Source organism: Cytobacillus sp. Bva_UNVM-123, assembly GCF_046351715.2.
Taxonomy (GTDB): Bacteria; Bacillota; Bacilli; order Bacillales; family Cytobacillaceae; genus Cytobacillus.
In genome coordinates this window covers 1,587,154-1,608,178 of the sequence record NZ_CM177772.1, presented here as the reverse complement: position 1 = coordinate 1,608,178, position 21,025 = coordinate 1,587,154, and the positions used below count along the sequence as shown (strand labels likewise).

General features: G+C 34.9%; 25 protein-coding genes. 11 read left to right on the top strand and 14 right to left on the bottom strand.

The window, feature by feature from the left end:
- Positions 1 to 28: 28 nt before the first annotated feature.
- The 5 genes from KDN24_RS07810 to KDN24_RS07790 all read right to left on the bottom strand — a co-directional run bounded on the left by KDN24_RS07810 (position 29) and on the right by KDN24_RS07790 (position 4,120).
- Positions 29 to 604 carry a PepSY domain-containing protein gene (locus KDN24_RS07810; RefSeq protein WP_409971560.1) on the bottom strand — a complete coding sequence of 192 codons (576 nt, stop codon included), beginning with the start codon at positions 602 to 604 and terminating at the stop codon, positions 29 to 31.
- Positions 605 to 703: 99 nt separating this feature from the next.
- Positions 704 to 1,465 carry a PepSY domain-containing protein gene (locus KDN24_RS07805; RefSeq protein WP_409971559.1) on the bottom strand — a complete coding sequence of 254 codons (762 nt, stop codon included), beginning with the start codon at positions 1,463 to 1,465 and terminating at the stop codon, positions 704 to 706.
- A gap of 106 nt (positions 1,466 to 1,571) precedes the next feature.
- Positions 1,572 to 2,921, bottom strand: coding sequence for a sensor histidine kinase (locus tag KDN24_RS07800; RefSeq protein WP_409971558.1), 1,350 nt, complete (start codon positions 2,919 to 2,921; stop codon positions 1,572 to 1,574).
- A complete protein-coding gene (locus KDN24_RS07795; RefSeq protein ID WP_409971557.1) occupies positions 2,918 to 3,616 on the bottom strand; it encodes a response regulator transcription factor in 699 nt (232 codons plus the stop codon). The genes KDN24_RS07800 and KDN24_RS07795 overlap by 4 nt, the downstream gene beginning before the upstream one ends.
- 180 nt (positions 3,617 to 3,796) lie before the next feature.
- Entirely contained in the window at positions 3,797 to 4,120 is a 324-nt protein-coding gene (locus KDN24_RS07790; RefSeq protein WP_409971556.1) for a DUF3889 domain-containing protein, read from the bottom strand.
- 180 nt (positions 4,121 to 4,300) lie between these two features.
- On the opposite strand from KDN24_RS07790, the gene KDN24_RS07785 reads away from it, so the two are divergent.
- Positions 4,301 to 4,570: a YhdB family protein gene (locus KDN24_RS07785; protein ID WP_409971555.1), complete on the top strand. Its 270-nt coding sequence runs from the start codon at positions 4,301 to 4,303 to the stop codon at positions 4,568 to 4,570.
- A 273-nt stretch (positions 4,571 to 4,843) separates the two neighbouring features.
- Here KDN24_RS07785 and KDN24_RS07780 read toward each other — a convergent pair whose 3' ends face one another.
- A complete protein-coding gene (locus KDN24_RS07780) occupies positions 4,844 to 6,589 on the bottom strand; it encodes a phospho-sugar mutase (protein ID WP_409971554.1) in 1,746 nt (581 codons plus the stop codon).
- Between the two features lie 246 nt (positions 6,590 to 6,835).
- Positions 6,836 to 7,234, bottom strand: coding sequence for a DUF5365 family protein (locus tag KDN24_RS07775; RefSeq protein ID WP_409971553.1), 399 nt, complete (start codon positions 7,232 to 7,234; stop codon positions 6,836 to 6,838).
- Between the two features lie 272 nt (positions 7,235 to 7,506).
- Here KDN24_RS07775 and KDN24_RS07770 point away from each other — a divergent pair, with 272 nt between their 5' ends.
- Positions 7,507 to 8,436, top strand: a complete 930-nt coding sequence (locus KDN24_RS07770) for an RluA family pseudouridine synthase (protein WP_409971552.1) — start codon at positions 7,507 to 7,509, stop codon at positions 8,434 to 8,436.
- Positions 8,437 to 8,517: 81 nt separating this feature from the next.
- On the opposite strand, the gene KDN24_RS07765 is transcribed toward KDN24_RS07770, so the two are convergent.
- Both KDN24_RS07765 and KDN24_RS07760 read right to left on the bottom strand, forming a co-directional pair.
- Positions 8,518 to 8,778, bottom strand: coding sequence for a GlsB/YeaQ/YmgE family stress response membrane protein (locus KDN24_RS07765; RefSeq protein ID WP_409971551.1), 261 nt, complete (start codon positions 8,776 to 8,778; stop codon positions 8,518 to 8,520).
- 137 nt (positions 8,779 to 8,915) lie between these two features.
- The gene (locus KDN24_RS07760) at positions 8,916 to 9,971 is read right to left on the bottom strand and encodes a cytochrome-c peroxidase (protein ID WP_409971550.1); all 1,056 of its coding nucleotides are present in this window, start codon (positions 9,969 to 9,971) and stop codon (positions 8,916 to 8,918) included.
- Between the two features lie 307 nt (positions 9,972 to 10,278).
- Here KDN24_RS07760 and KDN24_RS07755 point away from each other — a divergent pair, with 307 nt between their 5' ends.
- Complete coding sequence (locus KDN24_RS07755; protein ID WP_409971549.1) at positions 10,279 to 10,896, top strand: DUF47 domain-containing protein; 618 nt, start codon at positions 10,279 to 10,281, stop codon at positions 10,894 to 10,896.
- Between the two features lie 12 nt (positions 10,897 to 10,908).
- Positions 10,909 to 11,907: an inorganic phosphate transporter gene (locus KDN24_RS07750; RefSeq protein WP_409971548.1), complete on the top strand. Its 999-nt coding sequence runs from the start codon at positions 10,909 to 10,911 to the stop codon at positions 11,905 to 11,907.
- A gap of 165 nt (positions 11,908 to 12,072) precedes the next feature.
- Here KDN24_RS07750 and KDN24_RS07745 read toward each other — a convergent pair whose 3' ends face one another.
- The gene (locus KDN24_RS07745) at positions 12,073 to 13,461 is read right to left on the bottom strand and encodes an L-cystine transporter (RefSeq protein WP_409971547.1); all 1,389 of its coding nucleotides are present in this window, start codon (positions 13,459 to 13,461) and stop codon (positions 12,073 to 12,075) included.
- A 245-nt stretch (positions 13,462 to 13,706) separates the two neighbouring features.
- On the opposite strand from KDN24_RS07745, the gene KDN24_RS07740 reads away from it, so the two are divergent.
- Positions 13,707 to 13,910 (top strand): hypothetical protein, encoded by a 204-nt coding sequence (locus tag KDN24_RS07740; RefSeq protein ID WP_409971546.1) that lies wholly within the window; start codon positions 13,707 to 13,709, stop codon positions 13,908 to 13,910.
- A 74-nt stretch (positions 13,911 to 13,984) separates the two neighbouring features.
- Here KDN24_RS07740 and proC read toward each other — a convergent pair whose 3' ends face one another.
- From proC to KDN24_RS07725, 3 genes are all read right to left on the bottom strand, one after another.
- A complete protein-coding gene (proC, locus tag KDN24_RS07735; RefSeq protein WP_491348367.1) occupies positions 13,985 to 14,803 on the bottom strand; it encodes a pyrroline-5-carboxylate reductase in 819 nt (272 codons plus the stop codon).
- Positions 14,804 to 14,811: 8 nt separating this feature from the next.
- A complete protein-coding gene (locus tag KDN24_RS07730) occupies positions 14,812 to 15,435 on the bottom strand; it encodes an NUDIX hydrolase (protein WP_409971545.1) in 624 nt (207 codons plus the stop codon).
- Positions 15,436 to 15,556: 121 nt separating this feature from the next.
- Positions 15,557 to 16,510 (bottom strand): MBL fold metallo-hydrolase, encoded by a 954-nt coding sequence (locus tag KDN24_RS07725; protein WP_409971544.1) that lies wholly within the window; start codon positions 16,508 to 16,510, stop codon positions 15,557 to 15,559.
- 201 nt (positions 16,511 to 16,711) lie between these two features.
- Here KDN24_RS07725 and KDN24_RS07720 point away from each other — a divergent pair, with 201 nt between their 5' ends.
- The 5 genes from KDN24_RS07720 (at position 16,712) to KDN24_RS07700 (ending at position 19,728) form a co-directional block, all read left to right on the top strand.
- A complete protein-coding gene (locus tag KDN24_RS07720) occupies positions 16,712 to 17,227 on the top strand; it encodes a DUF3189 family protein (RefSeq protein WP_409971543.1) in 516 nt (171 codons plus the stop codon).
- 80 nt (positions 17,228 to 17,307) lie between these two features.
- Entirely contained in the window at positions 17,308 to 17,937 is a 630-nt protein-coding gene (locus tag KDN24_RS07715; protein ID WP_409971542.1) for a DJ-1/PfpI family protein, read from the top strand.
- Positions 17,938 to 18,158: 221 nt separating this feature from the next.
- Positions 18,159 to 18,569 (top strand): hypothetical protein, encoded by a 411-nt coding sequence (locus KDN24_RS07710; RefSeq protein ID WP_409971541.1) that lies wholly within the window; start codon positions 18,159 to 18,161, stop codon positions 18,567 to 18,569.
- 561 nt (positions 18,570 to 19,130) lie between these two features.
- Entirely contained in the window at positions 19,131 to 19,481 is a 351-nt protein-coding gene (locus tag KDN24_RS07705; RefSeq protein ID WP_409971540.1) for an SH3 domain-containing protein, read from the top strand.
- 76 nt (positions 19,482 to 19,557) lie between these two features.
- The gene (locus KDN24_RS07700) at positions 19,558 to 19,728 is read left to right on the top strand and encodes a hypothetical protein (RefSeq protein ID WP_409971539.1); all 171 of its coding nucleotides are present in this window, start codon (positions 19,558 to 19,560) and stop codon (positions 19,726 to 19,728) included.
- Positions 19,729 to 19,788: 60 nt separating this feature from the next.
- Here KDN24_RS07700 and KDN24_RS07695 read toward each other — a convergent pair whose 3' ends face one another.
- On the bottom strand, positions 19,789 to 20,400 hold the full coding sequence (locus KDN24_RS07695; protein WP_409971538.1) for a CGNR zinc finger domain-containing protein: 612 nt from the start codon (positions 20,398 to 20,400) through the stop codon (positions 19,789 to 19,791).
- Between the two features lie 136 nt (positions 20,401 to 20,536).
- On the opposite strand from KDN24_RS07695, the gene KDN24_RS07690 reads away from it, so the two are divergent.
- Positions 20,537 to 21,010: a hypothetical protein gene (locus tag KDN24_RS07690; protein WP_409971537.1), complete on the top strand. Its 474-nt coding sequence runs from the start codon at positions 20,537 to 20,539 to the stop codon at positions 21,008 to 21,010.
- Positions 21,011 to 21,025 lie beyond the last annotated feature (15 nt).

Below are 21,025 nucleotides of genomic sequence, written 5' to 3'. Positions count from 1 at the left end.
GTTATTCTCTCCTGCCTTCGCTTATTTCTTAATCTTCATCTTCAATTTTTAATACTTTTCCTGATACAGCGTCAAGTTCAAGCTCTACTTCGCCCTTGCTTGTTTTTAATTCAATTTCGTAAATGACAAGACCATTATCATCATCACGATCTATTTCTACCACTTTCCCATTCACTGCTTTTTCAGCCATTTCTATTGCTTTTTTAGTAGAAATATACTTATTCTGAGCAGGTTGTTGAGTGGCTCCCTTATCAATTACACGATCATCATCATCTTTATCTTCATCAAAAAATAAAATCTCTCCAGTATAAGCATCAATGTGAATTTCATATTCTGCATCAATATCGTCAATTTCAATTTCATAATAATGCTTACCTCGTTTATTTTCTAATTCGACACTTTCAACGATTCCCTCTGCCTTTGATAAAGCAATTTTTACAGCTTCATCATACGATAGGATTTCTTTATTGCTTGTTGTGCCAATCGAGTTTGCTACATTTTGTAAACTCACATTAGGCAAATCGTTTTTTGTCGCACCTACTGCTACTGCTCCTCCTAAAATAATAGCTGCTGACACAGCTCCAATGATAAATTTATTTTTCATCCCATTTCCTCCTTTATCCTTATCTTTAACTTCAGTTACAGTTTAGTCTTCGATAATTAGAGAATAAGGAAGAAAAGATTAAAATTTGATGAGAATTAGTTAATCATCAAATGAGATAGATAATACCTCACCTGTTATGGCATCAATTTGGATTGTTGCTTCCTTGTCATCAGGCGTATCAATTTCAACTAAATAAAATACATGGTTGTTTTCATCTTCTAAATCGATATCATTAATACTGCCTTGAACTTGATTTAAGGCAATTTGACCTGCTTCTTTTTCGGTTATTTTCGCAATCGATTCTTTATCGATCTCATTTTTGCGAAAAAGGATTTCACCTGAGGAAGCATCTACCTTTAAAATGGTTTTCTGCTGATTATTCGTTACAATTACTTTATAAAAACTGCTTCCTTTTTCATTTATCTTTTTAAATAAAGTTAGTTTTCCAGGTACTTCCAATTGGACTGCTTTTTTTATTTCTTCCTCTGTTAAAGGCCCTGAGCTTGGTAAATTGGGGCTTGATGGTTCAGGCTCTACTATTTCTTCTTGTTGAGTATCCTCACTTGAATTTACCGGGGGATTTCCTAACTTACTGAAAGAAACAACTTCTCCATTCCCCGCTTTAAGCTTTATTTCATAACGAATTTCATTTTTAGCCATTAAAACAATATACTGGTCATCCTTTAAACTTATATTCATTACCTTCCCAGCATAACGATCTTTTACAATATTTTTAGCTTCTTCTTTAGATAGAATTTCAGCAGTTGGATTTAATGAAGGAATCCATTTCTGAAAACCGAACAAAAGGACGATTATGGTAATAATACCGATTATGATCCATCGTTTGCGCTTTTTTGTCATTTTTCACACCTCCCCAAATGACTTTCAACTATTTTCCCATATAAAAATGAGAATTAGCTGAGAAAAAAAGAAAAGCGAAAGCGCCTTGGTCAGCGACGTACAACTATTAACTAAAAGAAAGAGTAACGGTTGTCCCTTCATTTTCTTTACTATTTAATTCAATATGAACATGAATCGCATCGGCAAGCTCTTTCGCAAGTGAAAGACCGAGACCAGATCCCCCACTTTTTCGACTTCTTGCTTGATCCACACGATAAAACCGATCAAATACTTTCGATAAATCACTTTCGGGTATTCCAACCCCTCGGTCCGTAATTTGTACAAAAGCTTTATTATTTTCAGTAAAGGCGGTAACAGTAATCGATTTATCACTATATTTCCTTGCATTATCAAGAAAAATAAACAGAAGCTGCTTTAACTTTTTCTCGTCGGTTTTGACAATGATTTCTGTATTATCTTTTAACTCAAGGATAACATTTCGATTGAAGGCATTTTGAAATGCTTTAACCGTCTGTTTGAGAAAGTCGGAGATATTTATTTCTTTCCATTCAATATTCCATTGCTCATTATGCTTAGCAAGTAATAACAGCTGCTCAGTTAAGTCCCTCATTCGAACTGCCTCAGAATGAATCGCCTCAATAGACTCATGGAAAAGATCTTGTTCATTTAATCCCCTTCTTTTTAAAAGGCTTGCGTAGCTTTCGATAACAGTTAGTGGTGTTTTCAGTTCATGGGAAGCGTTTGAAACAAATTGCTTCTGCTTTTCAAAATTCATCTCAAGCAAATCAATCATATGGTTAAATGTGTTCCCCATTTGATAAAGCTCATCCTTCGATTTCTCTTCTAATGGAAGATGTTTAAACTGACCACTTTCCTTAATCTCACTCATCGTTTTTATCATCGAAATAACCGGATTTATGACAAGGTTGCTCAAAAGCCTGCTCGATATAAAAACTGGAATTAATGCAAGTAAAGTAACGAGAATTAAAACGAGTTTTAAGGTATATAAATTATCAATGACTGTTTCCATACTCTTTGTAATTTGTAAATTAGCTACATCCCCATTTGGAAGAATGATCGGCATTGAGTTAAAGGCATATATACGCTTTTGAAATATTATTTTTTTACTAATTTCACCTTCATAAAATTCGTTCTTCATTTTGCTCAAGTCTATTTCATTTGGTGTAGTAGTAAATGTTGTATATATCTTATCAGCACCCACAATTTTAATCATTCCTTCCATTGGAAGATAAGAACGAAGAAGCTTCTTTTCTTCAATCGTCCCTAATGATTCATTAAAAACGGCAGCCGACTTCTTGATTTCACCTTTTGCTGTTTCAAGCGCACTATTCACAAGCAAATTGTTAAATAAATAATATATTGAAATATTCATTAATAAAAGCAGGACTGTGAATAAAACAGAAGTATAAAGGTTAATTTTATTTCTTAGTTTCATTTTGCTTCCTTTAGTACATAGCCTACACCACGTATTGTATGAATTAAGGCAGGTTTATGAGGTGTATCAATTTTTTTTCGGACATAGCGAATATACACATCAACAACATTCGTATCACCGAAAAAATCATAGCCCCAAACAGCCTCCAAAATTTGATCACGATTTAATACTTGACGTTTATTAACAAGAAGATAAACGAGCAAATCGAATTCTCTTGGTGTTAAGTCAATTTCCTCTTCTCCACGAAGAACTTCACGTGTTTTTTCGTTTAATTTTAAATCCGCAATTGTCAGCCAATCGGTCTCTTCATTCTCAATCAGCTCAATATGCTTTACTCTTAATGTCGCACGAACTCTTGCTAAAAGCTCCTCAATTTGAAATGGCTTCGTAATATAATCATTTGCCCCTAAATCTAGGCCAGACACTTTATCTTCAACAGAACCTTTTGCAGTTAATAAAATTACAGGGGTGTTGCTGTCATTCATTCTAATCCTCCGTAGAATTTCTATTCCGCTTAGTCCTGGCAGCATGACATCTAATAAGATTAAATCCCATTTCCTTGCTCGAAATGCTTTCATTGCCTCGAATCCGTCCATTGCTTTCGTAACAGCATAGCCTTCATATGTAAGCTCTATCTCTAAGAGTCGAGCAATTTTTTCTTCATCTTCAACAACTAAAATAGATTCCTTATTCAAGTAAATTCCTCCCAATAATACGGCCCTTCTATCTTTATAAAATAAGATTAGCAGAAATGATAAAGGAATTCATTATGATTCTGATGTACAATCTGTTCAACAGAGAAGGAAGTTTTCGGCTTCTCTAACAAAAAAATCGGCATAGCTGCCGATTTTAATTCTTAATATGTTTCTTTAAACTTACCCCTTTTTTTCCTCTACCGTTAAATTAAGCAGCTTTTTATTTTTTAAACTGTGGGCTATTTTTACCGTTACGGTTATAGGGTGTTCATTTTCCTTTAATTGAAAGCTAAAAGTATCCAAAACATCAGTATCAGTTAGTTTTTCTCGCCCTTTATATTCGTATTCAGTAACATCTTCGCCTGGAAAGTCTTCTTTTACAACTGCGATTGCAATGCGACCATATTTTTCATAATCAGGATTTTCATTCCTTGCTGAGACTGAATAAAACGTCGTCAAAAACAAACCAATTGTCATGAATAAGAGCATGAGCTTTTTTACCATTATTTCTTCCCTCCAATAATAGTTGTCATCCGACTTATTTTTTGCTTTCAGCCATTTTTTCATTCATTTATACAGGTAATAGTTGAAAACCCACTAAAACCAACATGTCCAACATTTACAGTGAAAACATTTAAGGTTACGTCGCAAACTATATTCAACTCCTTAAAGGAGGAAAGTAGAATGAATAAAGAAGATTATGATCGTGCGCTTTTTTATACTCATCGCTCTGAATGGGATAATTTATTAATTCTCATGGTGAGAACGAATGACCAATTTCTTTCAAAAAAAATAGAGCATTTTCTTCATGCCTACACGTTTGAGAATGATTATTCCGTTATTGAGAAACACTTATATTCTTTACTCAGATATGTTGATCATGCAAATGCATCATCTTTTGATAAAGTGAAACTTAATTCAGTGGGGAGGTACTTCTCCCCCACTGAATGTTAGTTGAACTAATCACGCTCAAAGCGCCACGTCCTGTGGCTTTCGCCTGACTAGGACATCCTTGTCCGTCGTCGGGCTTTTACGGGCTGTTGGCTCTCCTTCTTAGCTTTCTAATAATTTCCTTAAATTCCTGATGTAGGAGTCTTACAGCCCGTTAATCTGCGATAATGTGACAAATGCGATGTATTAGGCTCATGCGTAAAACGAGAAGCTCCACAAAAAAAGGGTGCTCCAAAAAGTATAACTTTTAGGTGCACTCTTTTTTTGTTACGAAAGCTAATTGTTCACAGCTGCATTCATTCTTTGATTAACTACTTCCATAAAAGCAGTTTCAACCATAGCCAGTTTTTGCTTACTATCATCAAGTGACTGACTATTTATGCCAAAATAGAATTTAATTTTTGGCTCAGTTCCTGACGGTCTTAAGCATATCCAAGTCCCATCTTCAAAATAATATTTTATTACATTCGACTTTGGCAGCTCTATTGTTTCTGTCTCTCCGTTCATTTTTCTGCGACTTTTTAATAAATAATCTTCTATGACTGTAACTTTCAATTCACCTAGCTGTTTAATCGGATTCTCTCTGAAAGAGGTTAATGTCTGCTGAATTAATTCAGTTCCTTCTTTTCCTTTTAAAGTTAAGGAACGAAGTCCTTCAAGAAAATAACCGTATTGTTCAAATAATGATAATAGAGCGTCATAAAGAGACATCCCCTTTTTCTTATAAAAAGCGGCCGCCTCTGTAGCTAATATCGCTGCTTGTACTGCGTCCTTATCCCGAGAAAAATCACCAATTAAATAGCCGTAGCTCTCTTCATAGCCGAATAGGAACTTGTATTCCCCAGTTGTATCATATTCCTTCATTTTTTCAGCAATAAATTTGAAGCCAGTTAGGACATCAATCGTTTCAACACCATAGGAGGAAGCGATTTTTCTACCCAACTCTGAAGTAACAATTGTTTTCAGCATGACTCCATTTCTCGGAAGTTCATTCTTTATTTTTTTCTGTGACAAGAGATAATGAAGAAGAAGTGCTCCCGTCTGGTTCCCGGTCAAAAGTACATACTCATTCGATTGATTTTTAACAGCAATTCCTAATCGATCGGCATCAGGATCAGTCGCAATTAACAGGTCAGCATTTATTTCTTCCCCAAGCTTTATAGCCAATTCAAATGCAGATTTTTCTTCTGGATTTGGACTTTTTACAGTCGAAAATTCTGGATCGGGAAGTTCCTGTTCAGATACAACATGAACATTCGCATAATTTAAGGCATGGAGCGCCTTCCTTACTGGTTTGTTCGCTGTTCCATGTAAAGGACTAAATACAATTGTAAGATCAACTTCTTCCCCTAGCGAAGGGTTTTGAGAAATGGTGACTAGTTCCTTTAAATAGGCATCATCAATCTCTTTACCAATTATTTTTATTAAGCCCTGTGAAATAAGTTTTTGTTCATCTTCGACATGTATAAGAAGTTCATTCTCAATTTCATTCACTTTCGTAATAACAATATCTGCGCTATTTGGAGGGAGCTGAGCTCCATCTGCTCCATAAACTTTATAACCGTTATACTCTGGTGGATTATGACTTGCTGTAATGACAATACCCGAAAATGCCTGTAAATAACGAACAGCAAATGACAGCTCTGGAGTCGGCCGTAATTCCTCGAATAAATATGTTTGAATTCCTCTCGTTGCTAAAGTTTTTGCTGACTCCATCGCAAACTCAGGTGACAAATGACGGGAATCATATGCAATGACAACCCCTTGTTTTTTTGCTTCTATACCATTTTCCTCTATGTATGTTGCAAGCCCAGCAGTCGCTTTGCGAACCGTATAAATATTCATCCGATTCGTTCCTACCCCAATTTCTCCTCGCATCCCACCAGTACCAAATTCTAAGTTACGATAAAACGCATCCTCAAGCCTCTTGTCATCTTTAGACAGCATTTGTAGCTCAGACTTTAATTCTTTAGGAATATCTTCAAATTCAAGCCATTGTTTGGCTTTTGTTTTCCAATTCACCTTAACCCCTCCAACAGTATAATGAGTCATTAATGATTTCGATACAAGAAAGATAAATCCTTTCATAACCATGCAATAATAAGATTCTTTTCTTTCTTATTATTCATTATAGATTTTTGCATTAATTGCATGAATGAATTTTCTAAGGATATTAAAACTCTTCTTCTGTTTCCTTATTATACATGGAACAATGCCAAACAATCAGTTAAAGAAGAAAAAACGCCCAACTTGAGGCGTTTTTTCTCATTATACTAATATTTCATTTGCTGCTTTTGTGTACATACTAATGATCTCGTTCCTCACGATTTTATCTCCATGAAAACAACTCATTTCAAACGGAAAGAATAAACCGAGATTTTGTAAAATTCCAACATTTTTATTAAAGATCGATTCGTATCTATCTTCAAAAATATCTGCTTCTAAAATGGCCGAAATCGTTTCCAAGCTAACGATTACTTGATATGCTTCTTTTAAAGTGCTAAATAATTTGAAATTCCTCTCAGAGATATGTAATACACGTAATTGCTCAAACTCCTTAATTTTAACATCTGGAAAATAAAGCGGAAAAATATTAGAATAAAAATTCCGAACAAGTTCTTTTATTTTTTGTTCTTGATCGGGGGTTGAAGCGTATACTACCTTCACTGATACCTACCCCTTTAACTTTCAATTTCGTCTTAACTTATTTAAATCCAGTTTTTGATCATGCCAAAGGATTCAATTTTATCCATAGCAATTGTCTGCATCCCCATAAATGTAGAATTATCTTTGCTTTTTCTTGCCATTTTATCAAGTAGGAATCTACCACTAAATAAAGTACAATCAGTTTATTACGTATGTTACATATATGTAAATAATAGCATAATTACTAGGTCTTTTGTTCGGAAATTAAATCCATTTACAATAAGGAGTTTCAAATGATAAAAACGAAAAGATTTGGCGAATGGTTTGAAATAATAGTCCCTTCCCATTGGGATGGATTATCCATTGATTCAATTTTACGTGAAAAATGGTCAGCTCCGAAAAAATTAATCCATTCCATGAGCATGGAAAAACAAATAAAAGTAAACGGGGAGATAATAAATTGGCATAATCCTTTAGTCGCAGGGGATAAATTTCAACTAAAATTATTTCAGGAAGCAAATTTTGATGTCATTCCAGAGTATCACGAGGTCGAAGTACTGTACGAAGATGATCATATGATTGTTTTTAATAAGCCTGCTTTTATGGACACTCATCCAAATTCACTACATGACGAAACGAACACACTAGCAAATGCTGCTGCTTTTCATTTACTCGCAAAAGGGGAAATTAGAAAGGTCAAGCATATTCATCGTCTAGATCGAGATACATCTGGTGCAGTCCTTTTTGCCAAACACCAGCTTGCTGGCTCACTTTTAGATAAATTGCTTGAAGAAAGACGAATAAAACGAACATATTTGGCGCTCGTTCATGGAAAATTAACATTAAAAAAAGGAACGATACAGGAACCAATTGGCCGTGATCGGCACCATCCGACAAGAAGACGGGTTTCACCAACAGGACAGCCAGCTACGACCCATTATGAATTACTTGAAACATTCCGAAAGGAAGATCTTTCACTCATTAAATGTCAATTAGATACAGGAAGGACACATCAAATACGCGTCCATTTAAGCTCAATTGGCCACCCTTTAGCTGGTGATTTATTGTATGGTGGCAGACCAATCATTAACCGACAGGCGCTTCATGCAGCGAAATTACAAATTCCTCATCCTTTTACAGAAAAATTAATAAGCTGTTATGCTCCTCATACTCAAAATCATATTTTGGATAATTTCTTTAAAGATTGGTCTCATAAACTATGACTTAAAAAAGCTGTCCCAAAAGGACAGCTTTTTTTCTTAACAATAAGATATTGATCTTTTGGTATTACTCATTTTTCGTTTTTAATCAGTTGTTTTTCTAAAAGCTCTCATAATGAGGCTTACGATAAAAACTAACACAACTGCTCCAATTAATGCAGGTATAATTGCAAAATTTGCCACTATAGGTCCCCAGTCGCCTAAAATCCATTGACCTAACCATGCACCGACAAAACCAGCAACAATATTTCCAAATATTCCACCTGGAATGTCCTTACCTGCAATCATCCCAGCTATCCAACCAATTATACCACCTATGACTAATGACCAAAGAAAGGTAAACAAACTATCACCCCTTACTGTTTTTTGTAGCTTTTGTCTATTTCATTTTTTTCATACATTCTTCAATAAATTTTTTCTATAAAAAACAAAAAACGGCTCCGATTTATTTCGGCACCGTTTATGTAGTGATTTCTGTTATCTTATGGTATTTCTGGCGTTTCTACTTTCGGCAGTTCACCACTTAAGCTTTCTAAAAAGGCAACAAGAGAATTAACTTCACCATCTGTTAAATTAAGAGGCTTCATTAATACACTCTTATTAGCATGATCTCCCCCACCAACATTATAATAATCAACAACATCCTTTAATGTTTCAAGGCTTCCATCATGCATAAATGGAGCAGTGTGTGCTACACCTCTTAAGCCAGATGTTCTGAATTTACCTTTGTCCTCTTCATTTCCAGTTACTGCAGAGCGGCCATCATCCCCACTCATCCCTAAATTATGATAATTATGGTCGGATAATAGTGGGCCAGCGTGACAAGAAATACAGCCGGCTTTACCAGCAAAAAGCTTCATGCCTTCCTTCGCTTCTGCACTAATGGCATCCTCTTCCCCTTGTAAATAACGGTCAAATGCTGTATCCGTAATAACGATCGTTCTTTCGAATGCTGCAATTGCTTTCGCAATATTGTCTGCAGAAATTTGCTCATTAAATACAGAGTCAAACTTTTCTACATATGCTGGAACAGCATTTAATTCAGTAACAAGTTCATCTAGATTTTGATTCATTTCTACTTCAGATTGGATTGGACCTAAAGCCTGTTCTTCCAAGCTTCCAGCTCTACCATCCCAGAAATTCTCTTTGTAATAACCAGAATTAATAATTGTTGGACTATTTCTCGGTCCATTGAAACCCTCGAAACCAATGAATTTAGCCATTCCATCACCATAACCGGCTCCTGGAGCATGACAAGACATACAACTTTGGACATTATTTCCTGATAATCGTGGATCAAAGTATAATAGTTTTCCTAATTCAATCTTCTCATCTGTCATTGGATTATCTTCTGGAATTGACATTGCACCAAGGACTTCAAATTTTGCTTTTGCTTCTTCAAGCTCTTTATCAACTACATCTTCTTCAACTACTGCATCTTCATTTTTGTTCTCAGGTTTAGCAGCTTCCTCCTTATTACTGCACGCTCCAAGTATGGAAAGTACTAAAACTAATAAAAATATGCTTATTTTTTTCATTAGAGTTTCCCCCAAGCATTTATTGATAATGGAAATAATGGTATTTTTTAACCTAATTTCCATCTCAGAATTATTATATATTTAAAGTTATTATTATTTACGAATCATTTTTGAATTATTTGTGACAAATATCACAAACTTAGTTTAGCCCATTATTAATAATGGAAACATATTTTTCCATAATTCTCACATAATAAGAAAAAAGAGCAAATTTTTTTGTAGATTTCAGCAAAAAACTATCTTATTCAACATTTTTCGTTTAAACTTATTCTGTTTAAGTAATATTTTTTATGGGGGTTACATAAAAATGGTTTTTAAAAAGAAAGACAAGTTTAGTACATTACTTACCGATATCGCATTAAATATGAAAGAAGGAGCTCATTATTTCGCTGACTATAAACTTCGAAATATTAGTGATTTAAAAATCTTCTCTGAAACAATGAAAGATTACGAAACAAAAGGAGATACTTTTGTTCATGAGGTTATTAAAGAATTAAATAATGCCTTTATTACCCCAATCGAACGTGAAGATATTCTACATCTTGCGATGACATTAGATGATGTGATTGATGGAATTGAGCATTGTGCAGCACTTTTTGAAATGTACTCCATTACACAAGCTGATGATTTTATGTTGAATTTTGTTGATGCGATCAAAAATTGTTCAGATGAAATTGTGCTGTCAATCGACCTGCTTTCAAATAAAAAATTATTAGATATCCGTGACCATGCGATTAAAATCAAGGATTATGAATCCAAATGTGATGGAATTCTTCGTCAATCCATTAAACATTTATTCTCAGTTGAGAAAGACCCGATTCGAATCATTCAATATAAAGAAATTTATGAAAACCTTGAAGATATTGCAGATAGCTGTCAGAGTGTAGCGAATACACTTGAAACTATTATCATGAAAAATGCATAAGGAGCCTTACAAATGGATGTAGTATTAATCGTAACAGTCTTGATCGTCATCGGGGCCTTAGCTTTTGATTTTATTAATGGTTTCCATGATACAGCTAATGCAATTGCAACCGCTGTTTCAACAAAAGCGTTAAAGCCGAGACATGCAATCATATTAGCGGCAACAATGAATTTTGTAGGGGCAATGACATTTACAGGCGTTGCCAAAACGATTACGAAGGATATCGTTGATCCATTCACATTAGAAAATGGGTCATTAGTTATTCTTGCTGCTTTAATTTCAGCGATTTTTTGGAATTTGCTTACATGGTATTATGGAATACCTAGCAGTTCTTCTCATGCAATTATCGGATCCATTGCTGGAGCTGCTATTGCTGCTGCAGGTTTTTCAGCAATCCATTATCAAGGTTTCTTAAAAATTTTAGAGGCATTAATTTTCTCCCCACTAATTGCATTTGCAGTTGGTTATATTGTTTATAGCATTTTTAAAATTGTATTTAAAAACAATAACTTGGCAAAAACAAATCGTAACTTCAGGATTTTCCAAATATTCACTGCCGCCTTACAATCCTATACACATGGAACAAATGACGCTCAAAAGGCAATGGGAATTATCACAATGGCATTGATTGCAAATAATTATGTGACAAGCACTGACATTCCATTTTGGGTACAGTTCGCCTGTGCGACTGCAATGGGACTTGGTACATCTGTTGGAGGCTGGAAGATTATCAAAACCGTCGGTGGAAAAATAATGAAAATTCGGCCTGTAAATGGAGTTGCTGCAGATTTAACTGGAGCGATGATAATTTTTGGTGCAACATTTATTCATTTGCCTGTAAGTACAACACATGTTATTTCTTCTTCTATTCTAGGGGTAGGTTCTGCCCATCGCTTAAAAGGGGTTAAATGGGGCACTGCACAAAGAATGATTATTACTTGGGTTATTACTTTACCTATTTCAGCCACTCTTGCGGGTCTCATTTATTTATTACTGAATGCAATTTTTTAAATAAACAGTTATACGAATACGATATGATTCAAATCAAAACGGCAGTTGCAAGTGCAACTGCCGTTTTTAAATAATTGGCTCTGTTAACATTGGCTGTTGATTTCCGCTCCAATCAACAGGTGCAAATATAAACAATTTGCTTTAATAATTAAAGACTTTCTGTTTTTAAGCCTCAGCTTCAATTTTTTTGTTCATATTATTATAAACATTAGAATCAATTTCTCCAGTCATTCTACTTGTTAACACCCCTGCAGTCATCGATCCACTTACATTTAAAGCAGTACGCCCCATATCAATTAGCGGCTCAACGGAAATAAGCAATCCTGCTAATGCAACCGGCAGATTTAAAGCTGAAAGTACTAATAAAGCTGCAAATGTAGCACCACCACCGACACCGGCAACACCGAATGAGCTTATGGCGACAATCGCAATAACCGTCACAATGAATGATGGTGAAAGTGGATTAATCCCAACAGTTGGTGCAATCATAACCGCGAGCATGGCTGGATATATTCCCGCACAGCCATTTTGCCCAATAGAAAGACCAAAAGATCCAGAGAAATTTGCAATCCCTTCAGGTACACCTAAAGATCTTTGCGTACTAATATTTAACGGAAGTGCCCCAGCACTTGTTCGTGATGTAAAAGCAAATGTTAATACTGGAAAAGCTTTTTTCACATATGTTATCGGATTGAATCCAGCGAAAGAAAGTAACAATAAATGGATGACAAACATAACAATTAATGCGACATATGAAGCTAGAACAAATTTACCTAGCTTTAAAATGGAATCAATATCACTCATTGCAACGGTTTTTGTCATAATGGCTAAAACTCCATATGGAGTTAATCGCAAAATAAGTGTTACGACTCGCATGATAATCGTATGAATGGCTTCTACAATCTTCGAAAATAGTTCTGCTTGTTCTGGCGCTTTTCTTCTGACTCCCAAGTAGGCGATTCCTAAAAAGGCCGCAAAGATAACGACTGAAATAGTAGATGTTGGTCTAGCACCTGTTAAATCTAAAAATGGGTTAGCCGGAAGCAAATCGAGAATTTGCTGTGGCATTGTTTTATCCCCAATTTCAAGATGCCTTTGTTCTAGCATTTCTCCACGTGCAATCTCTGCATCCCCTTGTGTAATTTGCACAGATTCCAAATTAAAACCTATAGCCGTTGCAATTCCAACAGCTGCAGCAATTGCAGTTGTACCGACAAGTAATCCAAGTACAAGCGTACTAATTTTTCCAATATTACTGCTTAATTTTAATTTTGTAAAAGCAGTTAAGATTGAGATAAATACGAGTGGCATGACGATCATTTGTAAAAACTTTACATATCCTCCACCGACTAGATTAATCCACTCTGAGGACTTAGTTACTACTTCTGACGTTGGACCATATATAAATTGTAAAGCAAATCCAAAGACAATTCCTAACCCTAAAGCAGTAAACACACGTTTAGAAAAAGAAACATGCTTCTTTTGTAAAAGAAATAGGCCAATAATAAATAATAATAAAATGGCAATGTTCAAAATGACCAACCAAGTTGTCACCAAATTCCCCTCCTGAAGTTAAAATAATTCACTATGAAAACCATAATACTCCATGTATTCCTATGAGTCAAGTTGGAATTAAACTAATATTATTCCATTTCACTTAAAAAAAAGATAAGATTAAAAAATTTGTCGATAAAAAAATAGTGGATAACCTTTTTTATTCGTTCGTTTTATTTTACAATAAGAAGCATATATACTTTTTATTAACTATATTATTTCAATCAAGATTGGATGGTGCTATTATGACTAATGATAAAAAGGACAAAAACATAAAAAAAGACTTAAACATTGGTTCAAAGGTTTCGTTAAACGGCCTTGTAACTGCTGTTTTCGATAATATGGTACACGTCCAAATTGGTGCTAAAATTGTTACGGTTCACATAAAAGATTTATATACTGGACTAAATCAATCATTAGAAAAAAAGAATATTACGCACGGCGTTTAATGCAAATAAAACAGGAGGAGCAAAAAGTGGCTCTTCCTGTTTTTGATCAATGCTTCCTTGACGATTTTCTTTCATTAAGATTCATTTTGCTTTAGCAAAGCTTTTGTTTTTTCCGTACAGCTTTGCATAGCTGTTAGCACTGCTGCACGAAATCTATTTTTTTCAAGCTCCGCTACTGCTTCAATTGTTGCCCCACCGGGTGTGCAAACCTCATCTTTTAATTCTCCAGGATGCTTATCTGTTTCTAAAACCATTTTTGCCGCTCCTAACACAGCTTGAGCAGCCAATTTATTTGCTTGTTCTCTTGATAGTCCATTTCTCACTCCACCATCTGCTAAAGCCTCAATAAGCATATACACATAGGCTGGAGAGGAGCCACTAATGGCAGGAATGGCATCCATTAACCTCTCTTCAATGACTTCTACTTTGCCAAAATACGAAAAAAGCTTGAGAACATCCTGTAACTCTTCATCGGTTATTTCTTGATTTATACAAATGGCACTCATCCCTTCTCCAATTAATGAAGGGGTGTTAGGCATCGAACGAACTGCTTTTATTTTCCGATTAAACGAGTGTTCAAGAAATGACAAACTGATACCTGCTGCAATCGTAATAATGATTACATTAGGCTTAATAAACTGTTTTATTTCTTCGATAATGGTTGAATGAACGGCTGGTTTCACAGCTAAAAATAAAATATCTGCTCCTTCGGCGACAAGTTGATTTTCAGTTGTAGCTTGAATAGAAAATCTAGCTTTCACGCTATTTACTGTTTCTTGTGACTTTGCACTGACAAATAACTGCTCTGAGAGAATTTCATGTGATTGCAGCATTCCACCAATCATCGCTTGTGCCATTTTTCCCGCGCCAATAAATCCGATTTTTTTCTTCATAAACTAGATTACTCCTGTTCATTAATAATCTCGATAAAATGCTTTAATATTCTTGCTGTCATTCCCCAAATGACTTTATCTTCATAATAGTAAAAGCACTCCTCCATATTCCGTGCCTGCCAATTATACTTTTCTCCACCTACAATTTGATTAAACGGAAAGTTTTTTTCAGGCTCTACTTTAAAATGCACATTGAATATTTCGGGTTTTGCTTCTTTTAAAAATGAGAGTGGAACAGTAAAAACCTCTTCAACCTCACTCGGGTTCGGTTTAATTTCATTCGGAGCTTTTATGATGCCAACATAAGGATACACGATTGTACCGAAAGGAGAGATTAAGAAATCCAACGGGGAAACATTCATAATACTTGCTTCATTTATTCCAAGTTCTTCTGACGTTTCACGAATTGCTGTATGCCGCTCACTTTTATCACTTACATCGACTCGTCCACCTGGGAAACATACCTCACCTGGCTGTCTTCTTAACTGAAGGGATCGTACTTCAAATAGGACATGTATTTCATTATTTATTTTAATTAAAGGCAATAATACAGCAAACTTTGCAAATTCTTTACTCCCTAATATCGTCGGTTTCCGATTATGAAGCTTTTGGGCAATTTTTTGAATTTCCACTGTACACCTCCATTAGCTGCTATGAACAGAAAGTTATATTAATTATAGTATTGTATAAGTAAAAGGTGTAATAAAAAAGACCAAGCCTCTATATTACTTGGTCTTCAACTACCTCATTTACTTATTTTTCCCTTTTTGCTAAGTAATCGAGTATTCCCATTGCGCAAACAGTTAAATCAAGTCTCAAAATTTCAGCAAGGTCACCGTCTAAATCGATCTGTTTGGCTGCTAAAACACCGTTTATTTCATGATACAGTGATTCAGCTATCGCATTTTGTTTCCATTCCACTGACTCATTTTCAAACCATATCTTTTCCCCTGCATCTACAAATTTCGGCAGCCAAAAATTTATTTGTTCATACACATACATTGGGTTCATCGTCATACCGTAATGTCCGAAATAAATTCGTTCAACATGTAGTGTTTCAATTTTTCGAAGGGACTCAAGCATGGCCACAGGATCAAATTGATTTGGCGAAGTAGATGGTAATATTAATTCCATCCCCTGAACAAGTGCTTGAGGATAAAATACCCCTATTGTATCACCAGTAAAAACACCATTACTTAATGAATCATGTATAGAAAAATGATGTTTTGCATGTCCCGGCGTATCAATAAATGTAAGGATACGTTCCTTACTAATTTGTAATGTGTCCCCATCTCCCATCACAACTAGTCTATCCTCAGGTACGGGTAAAATTGGATCAAATAACCGTTCAAATTGCTCCCCATATACTGCCCTCGCACTTAAAATAAGTTTAGAAGGGTCAGCAAGATGGCGTTTCCCGCGCCCATGGACAATCACTTTCGCATTCGGACAGCTTTCAAGCAATAAACCAACACCACCTGCATGATCAAGATGAATATGAGTAACGATAATATTCTTAATTTGTGTAGGTTCGATGTTAAGCTCCTTCAACCCTTTTAATAAATATGAAATGGACGGACTTGCACTCGTCTCAATGATCGTCAAATCTTCACCTTGAAGAACATAAGAGCCAGTCCTTTTTTCTTTTCCTAAATCAAATAAATCAATAAGTGACACACCCAACCCTAAATCCGTTGTTAATTTCACCTGACGTTACGCCACCTTTCCAGAAAAATGTGTACTAAACTATTTCGATTTCAAGGCAAGAAACTCCTTTATCTTCCACTTTAACATTAGATATGCAGCTGCATTTCCTGTACCGTATTCATTTAGCACAACATCCTAAACACATGAATCCCTAATAATTGGTTAAACTATTTATTAGCGATTTTTGGAAGGGATGAGAACATGATATATATCTATAACGATTATGGTGGTACTCATACAACATCATTAGCTGCCGCTCTTCATTTACAAATTTTGAAGCCGTCATCTTTCCCCTTAACGAAGGAAGAAATTCTTGCTGTTCCTTTTTTTAATAAATTGACAAAAAAAGATTTTGGAAAGCTTATATTTCATGGTAAAGATCATAACGGTCACCCTGTTTATACATTAGGTAGAAAATCTCAAAAGCTTGTGATCCCTTCTCTGACGAATTTTGGATTGTTGCTTTTTGAGCATTTAAAAGTAGAAGAGCGAATCATATTTTCTAACACCTCTCCTACAGTTCCGATTTCAATGTCCATTGGAGGTTTTTTCTCACGGGGATTAAAAATAGATAGTATTGGGGTACCATTATTAATAATGGGAGCAAAAAAATCCGTTAAAAATATATTTGAATTAGTAGAAAATACTAAACAAATAGCACATATCCCATCACAAGAAAAAATAATTGTGTTAGAAAATCCACAATTTCAAAAATAAGATACTAAAAGATTTACAACTCCCTTCTTGCTTAATATACCTACATAGGGTATATTTTTACTTAAAAGGAGGGATAAGATATGCCTAGACAATATCATGTAGGAATCTTACTTTTTGATGATGTTGACGCTTTAGATTTTGCTGGCCCATATGAAGTTTTTAATATGACAACGTACAAAATTGAAGACCTAAAAAAACTACTTACAAATGAATTAGAAGAAAAGCCCTTTAAAGTACATACAGTTTCAGTAGATGGGAAGGAAATTAAAGTTCATCATGGTTTAACAGTTATTCCTAATTTCAGTTTTTCCAATTGTCCTAAATTCGATATAATCATCGTCCCTGGTGGACCATTAAAAGCGATTCATACTATAACAACTAATAAAGAAATAATAGACTGGATTAAATCCTATGAAGATCAATTAATCGCCTCTGTTTGTACTGGAGCATTTTTTGTAGCACAGACTGGCCTTCTGTCTGGAAAAAAGGCTACTACAAACAAATCAGCATTAGGATTACTCGCCAAAGCCTACCCAGATATTGAAGTAATAAAGGATGTAAAATTCGTTGATGAAGGAAACATGATTACTTCAGCTGGCGTTTCATCTGGAATTAATATGGCTTTACATATCGTTAGTAGACTGATAGACGAAGAAGCTGCTATTCGTACGAGTAAAACGATCGAGTTTCAAGATGGTTTTAATAAATAATTTTAAAAAAGATTTCATACTGCTCGTAAAAATTCATCTAACTTCCTTCCAATTGTTGTATAATTTGGTTAGGAGTGTGATTATATTTGCTAATAAGGGTCAAAAAACAAAGTTTTGATTGGAAGACATGTTCTGACTTGAGTCAAAAATGCTTCGAACCACTAGTAAAAATTTATAAAAACCGAGTCTCAGAAGAAACTCACTTTAGCAGCATTTCTCAAATGAAAGAACAATTTTACGAGCAACTAACTGAAGGTCAAAGAGCATTATTTATGTTTTATGCTTATTACAATCATGTCAGTAAATCCATTTATGAATTTTATTGGTGGAGTGCTTATTTTATGGCACAACCTAAAAGTTGGTCTGCGCTCAAAGCTGGAATTGGCTATTTTCAGGATGAATCCATGCTTTCACTTCTTGAGAAAATTGAACAGGTACTAAAAAAACATAATCACCCTAATTCATTAGATCATTTTACTGTCACACGAGAGGTACTTGACGAAAATAAAGAACTCCTTGCGTCCATTGAATCTCTGCATGAAATATTTGAAAACCTTTCTCCATTGACCATTAGAACAATAAATGACTATATAGAAAAGAACTTACAAGAATTTCTTGAAATAGAGAACTAGTTTTTAGAAAGCAGCATCTTAGGATGCTGTTTTTCTTATTTCCAGCCAAAACTGTAGATGTTACAGCGATTAAAATTCTGATATTTAATTACTTTAAGGATCCACATGGTATCATTCTTTCAAAATAATATGTAGGAACATCATTCTAACAGCTAAAGTCTCATAACTTATTCCCAAAATATGAAACTTATCAAACGTTCAATTCGTAAAATATTGTACGATTATATGTTATTGAGGTGCTTTTCGTGTTGTTTGAACTGATCATTTTTATTATAATTGTCGTTTTATGTGAAGCTATTTATAAATTTGGTTTTTCTAAATTAAGTTTTTTAACTAATAAATCAACACAGTTTTATAACCTATTTAGAACGGTCATTACAGCGATAATATTTCTTTGTTTTATTTTATTGACTGTGACTCTAGGATTAATTTCTTAGCCAATATATTGTCCTCCACTTCATTTGTTGAGAAAGAAAATTACTGATTATAATATTTCTTATCATGACGAATTTAAATTTAAGGTGTATCCTACTATTGCTTATCGAAGGGAGAGGTATAGTCTTGCTACAATACAAAGTAATTAAAGAACATATTTCCAATTATCCTGACCCAATAGTCTTACATAAGGGTCAAGAAGTTTTGTATGGAAATGAAGATAATCAGTTTCCGAATTGGATTTTTTGTAAATCAATTTCTACAAATAAAGTTGGATGGGTTCCTAAGCAGCTATTAACTGAGCCAAATAATCTTGGAATCGCAATCGTGACTAAAGATTATTCAGCCCATGAATTAACAATGAATATAGGTGAAATATTAGTAGGTTTTGAACATGTGAATGATTGGACATACTGTAAAACAAAAAAGGGGGAATTAGGTTGGATTCCCACCTTTTGTCTATCTGAAATCAAGTAAATTGCTAACTTAAACTATTAAACTCTGCAAATATGCTATAATAAGAAAATTATACATAAGGGATGGTCATGTTACTATGGAAATGGCACTTTTTGCTTTTCTACCACTTTTAATCTATTTAGCTCTTATAGGTTTTGCTATTTGGTTTATTATTAGCTTAATAAACGCTCAAAAAGAGAGGAATCAGATTTTAAAAGAAATCTCCACTAAATTAGATAATCTAAACTTTAGTAAAAAGGAAGAGTAAACGACTCTTTCTTTTTTTTATTGAAAAGCTTGAAAAAGAAAATGAGTGCAGCTTCTCTGACTATTTCTTGTTCTGATAAAAGCGTCGTGCTTTAGCACGGTTCCCACAGTCGGCCATCGAACACCAACGACGGCTTAGATTACGGCTTGTATCGAAGAAAAGCCAACCACAAGGATCGCCTTCACATTGCTTAACGCGTTTCAGGTCCTTTTCAGAGGTCAAAATATCTACTGCAGACTGGATAATCGGAGGAAGCATACGATCAAATGCCCCTTCTGGAATATCAAAAAACATTGAAAAATCGTTTTCCATCGGTACAAGATGCATTAGTTGATAATAATGACGTATCACTTTATTAAAGTTCGTCAGATCCTCCGGATTTATTAGTTCCTCTTTTATGAAAGAACGAAATATCCGATAAATTGCTTCCCTCAATTGAACGGCTTGTGTAAGGGTCTTTTCAGCTTCTGATGGATCTTGTACAGATTTTTTCAGAAGGAGATCAGTCTGCTTCTCTTCTAGAATCCCAGCATGGGAGCTCCAGTCCACTAATTTATCGTAACTGGTAAACCAATCCCGCCTTTTATCTTCACTCTCACGCCAGCTGATCGTATTTACGAAATTGAGACATAACCGCTCGCCGACCATCATATATTTGTTTGTTTCAGTCATTGTAAAAACTCCTTCATTTCATATAACCATCATAAACTATATTGACAGTTATATTCAACTCCATTAAAATATAACCATCTAAATTATCTTAGATGGTTATATCTTTAGTTTTTAACAAAAATTTGGAGGTAACGAGATGAACGATATGTTAAAGGAATCTTTCAAAGTGTTGTTGAAGGAAACATTTGATGGACCTGGTGAGAATGGAAGCTGGTACACTGAATCAAAGCCAGGAAGCGGTTTTTTCGGCACGCTCGAAAAAGTATCTGCAGAAGAAGCATCCATACTCGTCCAAGGTGCCACTATCGCAGCCCATATAGATCATACCCGCTATTATCTGTGGATGGCGAACACCTATATGAAAGGTGATAAACCAGAGCTTGATTGGTCGGAATCATGGAAAATCTCATCCGTGGATGAAAGCACCTGGTCAAGGTTTAAAGTCGAACTTCAAAACGAGTACACTACGCTTCTTGAAAACATCCATTCACTCACCTCCTTAGATGAACAGACCTTAAACGGAATCTTAGGATCATTAGCACACTCAGCCTATCATCTCGGAGCTATCCGCCAAATGGCAAAAGCCGTTAAAATCCCAAGCCAGACATAATCACATCGAACAAAA